This window comes from Alienimonas sp. DA493, assembly GCF_043951915.1.
Lineage (GTDB): Bacteria > Planctomycetota > Planctomycetia > Planctomycetales > Planctomycetaceae > Alienimonas.
Genome location: NZ_JBINJD010000045.1, coordinates 22,996 through 32,793, shown reverse-complemented (window position 1 = coordinate 32,793; position 9,798 = coordinate 22,996). Strand labels below are relative to the sequence as shown.

The following is a 9,798-nucleotide window of genomic DNA, read 5'->3' as shown; positions in this document are numbered from 1 at the left end:
GGACCCTGGGAGGGTCCGGGACGCTGGCGGTTTATCAGGAGAACCGAAAACGGGCCTTACTCCGGCTGGTTCCGGGGCTGTTCGTCGGCCGGAGCCCCCTCGGCGGCTTCGCCCTCGGCGGTCTCCGGGGCTTCCGGCGGCGGGCCGGAGGCGTCCGCTTCGTCGCTAGGCGGCTCGGTGGTTTCCTCGGCGGTCGTCTCGTCGGCGACGACCTTCGGAGCGTCGTTGCGGACGACCGGGGCGGTCCGCTTGCGGCCGGAGCGGCTGCGGGCGTCGTTCTCGCCGACGAACTCGATCATCGCCTGCTCGCCGCCGTCGCCCAGCCGGCGGGTCGCCAGCCGCACCACGCGGGTGTACCCGCCGGGACGGTTCTCAAAGCGGTCGGCCAGTTCCTCGAACAGGATGTCGACCGCCTCCTCGTCACGCAGCTTGCTGAACGCCCGCCGCCGCAGGGCGACGTACGGCGCCCGGGCCGCGGTCCAGTTCCGCCAGCCCTCGCCCTCGCGCCACTGCTTCCACTCGGCCGAGCCCTTCTCCGCGTCGGTGGCGTGCTCCTCGGCGGCGGCGGCGGCGATCTTCGCCTTCTTGCCCATCGTGATGAGCTTCTCAACGAACGGCCGCAACTCCTTGGCCTTGGCGGTGGTCGTCACGATTCGTCCGGCGACCAGCGGGGCGCCGGGGTCGTCCATGTCCGGACGCACGCTGCGGATCAGGCTGCACGCCATGTTCTTGAACATGGCCTTACGGTGCGAGGCGTTGCGGCCGAGCTTACGGCCACGCATGCGGTGACGCATGGAATTGCTTTCGTGGGAGGTTCAGGGGCGGGGGAGGGAACCCGGGTCGCCGCGACCGCCGGATTGACGGGGGCGTGGCGGCCGCGACGACGGGTTAGGGTCCGGGGCGAACGGTTCGCCCCGACCGGAAACGTCGTAACGCCGAGACCCTGGAGGGCCTCGGCGTTACGAACGAAGTCACAGTGATCAGGTGCGGGCGGGGACGCGCATCCCCAGCCGCAGGCCGTGCTGCTGGAGTTGCTCGCGGACCTCGACGAGGGTCGTCTCGCCGAAGTTCCGGACCTGGAGCAGTTCGTCCTCGTTCTTGGTGACGAGGTCGCGAACGCTGTTGATCCCTTCGCTTTCCAGGCAGTTCGTCGCCCGGACGCTCAGCTCCAGCTCGGCGAGGCTCATGTTGAGCTTCTCTTCCAGCTCCTGATCGACGGGGCTGTAGCCGGTCTCGTCCATCATCCGCCGCAGGCCGCTCTCCGGCGGCATCAGCGGGCCGGGCTCGCGGTAGTTGATGAACGGGTTGAGGTGCTTGCGGAGGATCTTGGAGGCCTCGACCAGCGCCATCTCCGGGGTGATGGTGCCGTCGGTCCAGACTTCGAGGATCAGGCGGTCGTAGTTCGTCCGCTGACCGACGCGGGTCTCCTCGATCCGGTAGCGGACGCGGGTGACCGGGCTGAAGATCGCGTCCAGCGGGATCGTGCCGGGCTCCGGGTCGCGTTCGTAGAACTCGGCGGCCTGCACGTAGCCGCGGCCGTTGTTGACGGCCATCTCGGCGACGAAGGAGACGTCCTCCGTCAGCGTGGCGATGTGCAGGTCGGTGTTGACGACGTGCACCTGATCGTCGCCGATCACGTCCGCCCCGGTCACCGGGCCGGCGCCGTGCTTCTCGATCCGCAGGGTCTTCTCAGCCGGGCTGTGGTTCTTGACGACCAGGCTCTTCAGGTTCAGGCAGATATCCGTAACGTCCTCCAGGACGCCAGGGATGGTGCTGAACTCGTGCTGGACGCCCTGGATTTTCACCTTGCTGACCGCGGAGCCCTCGAGGCTGGACAGCAGGATGCGGCGGAGGCTGTTGCCGATCGTGTGCCCGAAGCCGCGCTCGAACGGCTCGACGTGGAACGCGCAATAGGTGTCGGTCAGCGTCTCCCGATCGGAAGTGACGCTACTGGGAAGTTCGAGGCCGCGCCAGCGGATACGCATAGAACAGAGACCTGGGAGGGGTCGGCGGGGGGCGGGCCGCCGGCGGTCTTCACGCTGACCGACCGGACGGGAAACGCCGCGAACCCCTGGCGGGGCCGCGGCGAGAGGAGCGGCGGGCCGATCCCTGGCCGCGCCGGGCGCTCGCCGCGGCGCCGGGACGAACCGGAATCGCGGAGACGAGCGCGGGGGCCGTCAGACGCGGCGCTTCTTCGGCGGGCGACAGCCGTTGTGCGGCAGCGGGGTGACGTCCTCGATGCTCTTGATGGACAGGCCGGGAATCTGCAGCCCGGTGATGGCGCTCTCGCGGCCGCTGCCGGGCCCCTTCACCTTGACCTCCATCTCCTTGACGCCGAACTTCGCGGCCCGCTCGGCGCAGCTCTCCGCGGCCCGCTGGGCGGCGTAGGGCGTGCTCTTGCGGGAGCCCTTGAAGTTCATCGTGCCGGCCGTCGCCCAACAGAGGACGTCGCCGTTGGTGTCGGCGATCGTCACCGTGGTGTTGTTGAACGTCGCCTTGATGTGGGCCACGGCCCGGCTGACGTTGCGACGGACGCGCTTGCGTTTGACTTTGGCCACGGCGGGGAGATTGAGCTGCTAAATCGGGAGATGGAGGGGGAGCGAACGCAACCGGACAGGCGGAACCAGCAGTACAACGGAAGATCCGCCGCGACTAGTGCCGCATGTCCTTCACGCCCTTCTTGCCGGCGACGGTCTTCTTGCCGCCCTTGCGGGTGCGGGCGTTGGTCTGGGTCCGCTGACCGCGAACCGGCAGGCCGCGGCGATGCCGAATGCCGCGATAGCAGCCGATCTCCCGCAGCCGGGCGATGTCGCCGGCGACCTGACGCCGCAGGGCGCCCTCGATCGTGTAGGACTTATCCAGCAGATTATTGATCTGAGAGATGCCCTCTTCGCCGATCTCGCCCGCCTTCACGCGGGGATCGAGGTCGAGCTGCTCGCAGATCTGAATCGCCGTGTGACGGCCGATGCCGTACAGGTACGTCAGCGAGATGTATGCGGGCTTGTCGTTGGGGATGTCGACGCCCTGGATACGCGGCATAACTTCGAGTGCTGGCGGGAGGCGAGCGTGGGGCGACTGCCCCAGGAGCGGAAAAACGGGGAGCGGGCGCGGCCGGATCGGCCGGGGACTAACCCTGGCGCTGCTTGTGACGGGGGTTGGCGGTGCAGATCACGTAGACCCGCCCCTTGCGGCGGACGACCTTGCACGCTTCGCAGATGCGCTTGACGCTGGCACGAACCTTCATCGGGCAGTCCTCCCTGAGCGGGGCAAATAGGGGCCGCCCGGGGCGGCGACGAAACGGCGAGAAAGCGCCGGCGCCAATCGGAGGCACCGGGGGCGCACGGGGGCGAACCGCCGAGTCTAGGCGCCGTCCGTCGGAACCTCAACCGACCCGACCGCGAAAACCGTGCCGCGGCGGGACGTTCGCCTCAAGGCGGCTCCGCCGACTCACAGCGGGAGCGACTCGCCGACGCCGGCGGTGAGGATCTCCACGCCGCGCTCCGTCAGGGCGACGGTGTGTTCGAAGTGTACGGCGGCGGAGCCGTCGTCGGTGGTCACCGTCCACCAGTCGTCGTCCGAGACGCTCACCTCCGGACTGCCGGCCGTCAGCATCGGCTCGATCGCCAGCGTCAGGCCCGGAACCAGATCGAAGTCCCAGTTGGACCGCAGGTCGTCCGCGTAGTTTGGGACCTCCGGCTCCTCGTGCATCGTGCGACCGAGGCCGTGTCCGCTGAATTCCTTCACGACCCCGAATCCGGCGGCGGCGGCGATCTCCGCCAGCGGGCCGGCGATCTCGCTCCAGCGCTTCCGCCGCGGCAGCTCCCGCAGGGCGAACGCCAGCGATTCGCGGCCGCAGTCCATCAGTCGGGCGTGCTCGGGGGACGGCTCGCCCACGGCGTAGGTCCAACCGCTGTCGCCGCACCACCCGTTCAGCCGCACGCCGACGTCGACGCTGACCAACTCCCCGGCCTTCAGCGGCCGGTCCGAGGGAATCCCGTGCACCACCTCGTCCTGCACGCTGATGCAGGTGACGGCCGGGAAGGGGGGACCGTCGCCGTCGGCGTTGGGGAAGCTGAGGAACAGCGGGGACCCGCCCCGCTGCCGCATCGCCCGCCACACGGCGTCGTCCAGTTCCCGCGTGGTCACTCCGGGCTTCAGAATCGCCCGCACCGCGTCATGACACGCCGCCACCGCCGCACCGGCCGCACGCATGCGGTCGATCTCGGCGGCGGATTTGAGAGCGACGGGCATCGGGGAGTGGAACGTCAGATTGGGAATGAGGGATGTGACGCGAGCCTTCGCCGTCCGTCACCTCCGCGATCCGACATCCCCATCTGAATTCCTTCAGTTCTCCGCGTCCAACAGCCCCGGGTAGTTCCGCATCACGAGGTGGCTGTCGATCTTCTGGACGAGGTCCAGCACGACGCTCACCACGATCAGCAGGCCGGTGCCGCCGTAGAAGCTCGCGGCCAGCGGGGGAACGCCGAGGTAGGAGCTGATGATCGCCGGGATGATCGCCACCAGCGCCAGGAACGCGGCGCCGACGTAGGTGATCCGCACCATCACGGCTTCCAAGTGATTGGCGGTCCGGGCGCCGGGGCGGTAGCCGGGAATGAAGGAGCCGTAGTCCTTCAGGTTCTCCGCCATATCCTTCGGGTTGAAGGTGATCGCCGTCCAGAAGTAGCAGAAGAAGTAGATCAGCGCGACGTACAGCAGGTTGTAGATGAAGCCCTGCCCGCCGAACGCGGCGTTCAACTCCTGCAACACGCGGATGTTCGGGAACACCTGCTGGAGGTAGTTGAAGATGAAGTAGGGGAACATCAGCAGACTGCTGGCGAAGATGATCGGCATCACGCCGGCCTGGTTCACCCGCAGCGGGAGGCTCTGCCGCTGACCGCCCGCGCTGCGACGGCCGCGGACGTGCTTCTGGCTCTGGATCGGAATCCGCCGCTGGCCCTGAGTGATGAACACCACCCACGCGATCACCCCGGCAAAGAGCAGCGTGAGCAACAACAGCGTGTCGATGCCCATCTCCGAGCCGAGAGCGATGCCGTTCTTGAACGCCGGTTGCAGCAGGTCGTAACCGGCCCCGGGCATCTGGGCGAGGATGCCCGCCATAATCAGCAAACTAATGCCGTTGCCGATGCCGTAGGCGTCGATCTGCTCGCCGATCCACATCAGGAAGATCGTGCCGGCGGTCATCACAACGGTGCCGAGCATGTAGTACAGCCACCAGTCGTACTCGGTCATGATGAGCTTCTGACCGGTCAGGCTGCCGCTGGAGAGCTGCTTGATCCAGAAATAACTCTGCCCGATACAGATCAGCACCGTGGCGTACCGCGTCCACTCGGTGATTTTTCGTCGCCCGCTCTCGCCCTCCTTCTGGAGCTTCTCCAGGGGCGGATAGACGCTGCCGAGCAACTGGAAGATGATGCTCGCCGAGATGTACGGCATGATCCCCAGCCCGAAGATCGTCGCGTTCGACAGGCTGGACGCCGAGAACAGGCTGACGACCTGCAACACGCGTCCGGTCGGATCGTTACTGTCGCCGCTGCTCTTGGCCTGCAGGGCGGCGAGCTGATCCTGATCGATGAACGGCAGGGGGATGCTGAACCCCATGCGGTACACCGCGAGGAGGATCAGCGTGAGCAGGATCTTCCGCCGCAACTCGGGGATGCGGAAGACGGTGACGAGCTTATTGAACATCGCGTCCCGCGGTCCTTCGGGGCTTGATCGGCAGGGGAGATGACCCGGCAGCCGCGAGGGGCCGCGGCGGGGGCGTCAGTTCTCGGCAGACTCGCCAGCGTCGGCGGAGGCGTCGCCGTCGGTCAAGGTCTCTTTCACGGACTCCGCGACGTCGGCGACCGCCTCGGCGGCTCCGGCGACCGCGCCGCTGACGGTCTCGCCGGCCGCGGCCATCGCGGCGGCGACGCCGCGGGAGCGCTTGCTCTCCGGCTTCGTCCGCTCCACCTCAACGACGGTCCCGCCGGCGTCCTCAATCTTCTTGCGAGCGCTGGCGCTGAAGCGATGCGCCTTCACCGTCAGCTTCTTCGTCAGCTCGCCGTCGCCAAGGATCTTGACCACGTCGAACGGCCCGTTGGTGAAGCCCTTCGCCTTCAGAAACTCCGGCGTGATCTCGGTGCCGGCGTCGAACACCTCCAGGGCGGAGACGTTCACCGCCGCGACCTTCAGGCGGTACTTCGCGTTGGAGAAGCCCCGCTTCGCGACCCGCATGAACAACGGCGTGGTGCCGCCAGCAAAGCCGGTCCGCTTGCTGGAGCCGGACCGCGAGAAGTAGCCCTTGTGGCCGCGGCCGCTGGTCTTGCCGTGGCCGGAGCCGGGGCCGCGACCGATCCGCTTCTTCTTGCGGTTCTTGCGGATGCCCTTATGGACGTCGTCGATAATCATTGGTCGGCTCCCGCCTCGCCCGTGCCGTCGTGCGGCGGACTGATGGTAAGAAGTAAGAACGTGGCCGGCCGCCCTCTCCGCGAGGGCGGCCGGCAAACTGATTTAGAGCTCGACGCCGCGGAGCGTGGCGACGGTCTCACGGGTGCGGAGCGACTCCAAGCCGTTCATCACCGCTTTGACAAGGTTCACCGGGTTCGAGGACCCGATGCTCTTGGTCAGGATGTCCGTGACGCCGGCGCTCTCCACGACCGCCCGCACCGCCTCGCCGGCGATGATGCCGGTACCGGGACGAGCCGGGATCAGGATCACTTTGCTGCTGCGATAGCTGCCGATCACCTTGTGCGGGATCGTCCCCTCGACCAGCGGGATGTCCTTCATCTGGCGATTGGCCTGCTTGGTGGCCTTCTCAATCGCCAGGGGCACCTCGATCGCCTTGCCGTAGCCGTAGCCGACCTTGCCCTGAGAGTTCCCGCTCACCACCAACGCGGTGAAGCTGAAGCGGCGGCCGCCCTTCACCACGCAGGAGCAGCGGCGAATCTGGACGGTCTTTTCCGGCGAGTCGCCGCGGCCTTGAGACATGGGAGGTCGAAGGTGGGAAGTCGAAGGTCGAGTGGGAGGCGGGCGATCGGGCGACGGCCGCCCCGGTCTCCGCGGGTGTGCGATTAGAAGTTGAGCCCGCCGTCGCGGGCGCCCTGGGCGACGGCGGCGACGCGGCCGTGGAAGGCGTAGCGGCCGCGGTCGAAGACGACCTCGGTCACGCCGGCTTCCTTGGCCCGTTCAGCGATCAGCTCGCCGACTTTCTTCGCCGCATCGGTGTCGCCGGCCGCCTTGCCGCCGGAGGCGGACTCGGTCGTGCTGGCGGCGGCCAGCGTACGGCCGGCCGTGTCGTCGATCAGCTGGGCGTAGGTGTGCTTGTTGGAGCGGAACACCGTCAGCCGCGGCCGACCGGCCGCGAACTTGCGGATCCGGTTGCGCACGCGGTAACCGCGGCGGGCGCGGGTCTGGGCGAGTTTCTTCTGGGTCGGCATGGGACTGCGGGGGTTCGTCGCCCGGCGGCGGGCCGGGCACTATGCGGTGAGGCGGCCGAAAGGGCAACCGCCAGAGAGCAAACGGCGGGCACCGGGGCAACCGCCCCGGCTCACGGACGCGGAAACGGCGGGGATTACTTGCCGCCGGAGCCGAACGCCTTACCGGCCTTCTGCTTGACCTGTTCGCCTTCGTAGCGGATGCCCTTGCCCTTGTACGGTTCGGGCGGACGCACCTTGCGGACGTTGGCGGCGAACTGCCCGCACTTTTGCTTGTCCGGGCTGCGGACGACGACGTGCGTCTGGTCCGGCAGCGTGCACTCGACGCCGTCCGGCACCGTCAGTTCGATCGTGTTGGCGAAGCCCACCTGCAACGCCAGCGTGTTGCCGTTCATCCGGGCGTTGTAGCCGACGCCGCGAATCTCCAGCTTCCGCTCGAACGGCTCTTTCACGCCGGTGACCATATTGTCGATCAGCGACCGCGTCAGCCCGTGCAGCGCCCGGTTCTGAGCCTGATCGTTCGGCCGGGTGACCGAGACGGTCTTGCCGTCGTCGGCGAGCTCGACCGTCATGTTCGGGTGCGGCTCGAAGGACAGTTCGCCCTTCGGGCCCTTGACGGACACGACTTTCTTGTCGACGGAGACGGTCACGCCGTCCGGCACGACCACCGGCTGCTTGCCGATACGAGACATAATTGCGTTGCGGGAAAGATCCGTCGGCGGGCCGTCGGCCGATCGACCGACGGGGCGTCCGGGAGGAGGGGGGAGTACGGGTCGGCCGCCCTCTCGCAGAGGACGGCTTACAAACGACTCAGATCAATAAATCGTGCATAGGACTTCGCCGCCGACGTTCTGATCCTTGGCTTCGCGGCTGCTCAGCACGCCTTTGTTGGTGCTGAGGATCGCCACGCCCAGGCCGTCCAGCACCACCGGGGTGCCCTTGACGTTGGCGTACACGCGGCAGCCCGGCTTGGAGAGCCGGTCGATCTTGGTGATGACCCGTTCGCCGTTCGGACCGTACTTGAGGATGAGCCGCAGAAGATTCCGCGGTTCGTTCTCGACGATCTCGTATTCCCAGATGTAGCCCTCGCGCTGCAACGCCTCGGCGATGCCGACCTTGAGCTTGGAGGTGGGAATGTCGACGTGCGGCCGCTCGATCGCGACGGCGTTGCGGATGCGGGTGAGCATGTCCGCCACCGGGTCGGTCATCATGGCGGGGTTGCCTGGGTGGGAGAGGAGAGTGCGAAACGGGGCCGGGAAACGGGGCCCGCGGACGGGGTGGGGTCGAGAGCGGAAAGGTTACTTGCGGCGGCCGCCGGTGTCGCCCGGTTTGCGGAGCGGCAGGCCGAGCTTCCGCATCAGCAGGCGGCCCTCGTCGTCGTCCCGGGCGGTGGTGACCATCACGATGTTCATCCCCTGCTGGTTGGGGAAGCGGTCCGGATCGATCTCCGGGAACACGTACTGCTCGTTCAGGCCCATGTTGAAGTTGCCGGCCCCGTCGAAGCCCTTCGGGTTCAGACCACGGAAGTCGCGGACTCGCGGCAGCGCCAGAGCGATCAGGCGGTCGAGGAACTCGTACATCCGAGCGCCCCGCAGCGTGACCATCACGCCGACTTCCGTCCCCTCGCGGAGGCGGAACTGCGAGATGCTCTTCGTCGCCCGACGACGAGCCGCCTTCTGGCCGGCGATGATCGAGAGCATGTCCTGGGCGGCGTCGATCAGCTTGCTGTCGCGGCTGGCCTCGCCGAGGCCCATGCTGATGACGACCTTCTTGAGCTTCGGCAGCGCGTGCTCGTTCTCCCGGCCGAGCTCCTTCTTCAGCTCGGGGAGGACTTCGTTCTCGTACTTGGTGTGAAGGCGGGGCTTCATGACGTTCTTTCAGGGACCGGCGGGGGCTGCGGCGGGAGGACGCCGCTCGCCGATGCGCTTTCGCGGTGGAGGGTAAGCCGCCCACTTCGCGTGAGCGGCGCTCGGGACCTATTTGCTGGCGTACTTGGCTTTGGGCGGGCTGACGATGCCGGCGGCGTTGCCGCTGCCCTTGCAGTACCGTTCCTTGGCCCCGTCCTCCGTGAACCGGTAGCCGAGGCGGCAGGGCTTGCCGGCCGCCTGGTCGAAGTACATCACGTTCGAAGCGTCGATCGGCATCTCGATCTCGAGCCGGCCGCCCTGCGGGCTCTTGGGGTGCCCCTTCTTGACGTGCTTGAACGCCACGGCGACGCCTTCAACCACCACTTTCTTGCCGCCGTCGCGCACCTCCAGCACCCGCTTCGGCTGCGGGGACTTATGGTTGCCGGCGGTGACGACGACGAGGTCGTTCTTTTTGATCTTCATGGCTGGGTCTCGGCGAGCGCGGGGCGTGAGCCCCC

General features: G+C 67.6%; 12 protein-coding genes and 2 pseudogenes. All 14 read right to left on the bottom strand.

Annotated features, from left to right (window positions below; all coding sequences use genetic code 11):
* Positions 1-179 precede the first annotated feature (179 nt).
* Positions 180-794, bottom strand: a pseudogene (locus tag ACG2DA_RS09250) (bL17 family ribosomal protein); the annotation flags it as partial.
* 186 nt (positions 795-980) lie between these two features.
* Positions 981-1,985, bottom strand: coding sequence for a DNA-directed RNA polymerase subunit alpha (locus ACG2DA_RS09245; protein ID WP_395255295.1), 1,005 nt, complete (start codon positions 1,983-1,985; stop codon positions 981-983).
* Between the two features lie 192 nt (positions 1,986-2,177).
* Complete coding sequence (gene rpsK / locus ACG2DA_RS09240; protein ID WP_171182815.1) at positions 2,178-2,558, bottom strand: 30S ribosomal protein S11; 381 nt, start codon at positions 2,556-2,558, stop codon at positions 2,178-2,180.
* Between the two features lie 94 nt (positions 2,559-2,652).
* The gene (gene rpsM, locus ACG2DA_RS09235) at positions 2,653-3,039 is read right to left on the bottom strand and encodes a 30S ribosomal protein S13 (protein ID WP_395255294.1); all 387 of its coding nucleotides are present in this window, start codon (positions 3,037-3,039) and stop codon (positions 2,653-2,655) included.
* A gap of 88 nt (positions 3,040-3,127) precedes the next feature.
* Positions 3,128-3,244 carry a 50S ribosomal protein L36 gene (gene rpmJ / locus ACG2DA_RS09230; protein WP_395255293.1) on the bottom strand — a complete coding sequence of 39 codons (117 nt, stop codon included), beginning with the start codon at positions 3,242-3,244 and terminating at the stop codon, positions 3,128-3,130.
* Positions 3,245-3,447: 203 nt separating this feature from the next.
* On the bottom strand, positions 3,448-4,251 hold the full coding sequence (gene map / locus ACG2DA_RS09225; protein ID WP_395255292.1) for a type I methionyl aminopeptidase: 804 nt from the start codon (positions 4,249-4,251) through the stop codon (positions 3,448-3,450).
* 93 nt (positions 4,252-4,344) lie between these two features.
* Positions 4,345-5,706: a preprotein translocase subunit SecY gene (secY, locus tag ACG2DA_RS09220; protein ID WP_395255291.1), complete on the bottom strand. Its 1,362-nt coding sequence runs from the start codon at positions 5,704-5,706 to the stop codon at positions 4,345-4,347.
* Between the two features lie 261 nt (positions 5,707-5,967).
* Positions 5,968-6,408, bottom strand: a pseudogene (rplO, locus tag ACG2DA_RS09215) (50S ribosomal protein L15); the annotation flags it as partial.
* A gap of 102 nt (positions 6,409-6,510) precedes the next feature.
* Complete coding sequence (gene rpsE, locus ACG2DA_RS09210) at positions 6,511-6,987, bottom strand: 30S ribosomal protein S5 (RefSeq protein WP_395255289.1); 477 nt, start codon at positions 6,985-6,987, stop codon at positions 6,511-6,513.
* An 83-nt stretch (positions 6,988-7,070) separates the two neighbouring features.
* Positions 7,071-7,436 (bottom strand): 50S ribosomal protein L18, encoded by a 366-nt coding sequence (rplR, locus tag ACG2DA_RS09205; RefSeq protein WP_395255288.1) that lies wholly within the window; start codon positions 7,434-7,436, stop codon positions 7,071-7,073.
* 134 nt (positions 7,437-7,570) lie between these two features.
* A complete protein-coding gene (gene rplF, locus ACG2DA_RS09200; RefSeq protein ID WP_395255286.1) occupies positions 7,571-8,125 on the bottom strand; it encodes a 50S ribosomal protein L6 in 555 nt (184 codons plus the stop codon).
* Positions 8,126-8,248: 123 nt separating this feature from the next.
* A complete protein-coding gene (rpsH, locus tag ACG2DA_RS09195) occupies positions 8,249-8,644 on the bottom strand; it encodes a 30S ribosomal protein S8 (RefSeq protein ID WP_395255284.1) in 396 nt (131 codons plus the stop codon).
* A gap of 87 nt (positions 8,645-8,731) precedes the next feature.
* The gene (rplE, locus tag ACG2DA_RS09190; RefSeq protein ID WP_395255283.1) at positions 8,732-9,301 is read right to left on the bottom strand and encodes a 50S ribosomal protein L5; all 570 of its coding nucleotides are present in this window, start codon (positions 9,299-9,301) and stop codon (positions 8,732-8,734) included.
* 108 nt (positions 9,302-9,409) lie between these two features.
* Positions 9,410-9,763, bottom strand: coding sequence for a 50S ribosomal protein L24 (gene rplX / locus ACG2DA_RS09185; RefSeq protein WP_395255282.1), 354 nt, complete (start codon positions 9,761-9,763; stop codon positions 9,410-9,412).
* Positions 9,764-9,798 lie beyond the last annotated feature (35 nt).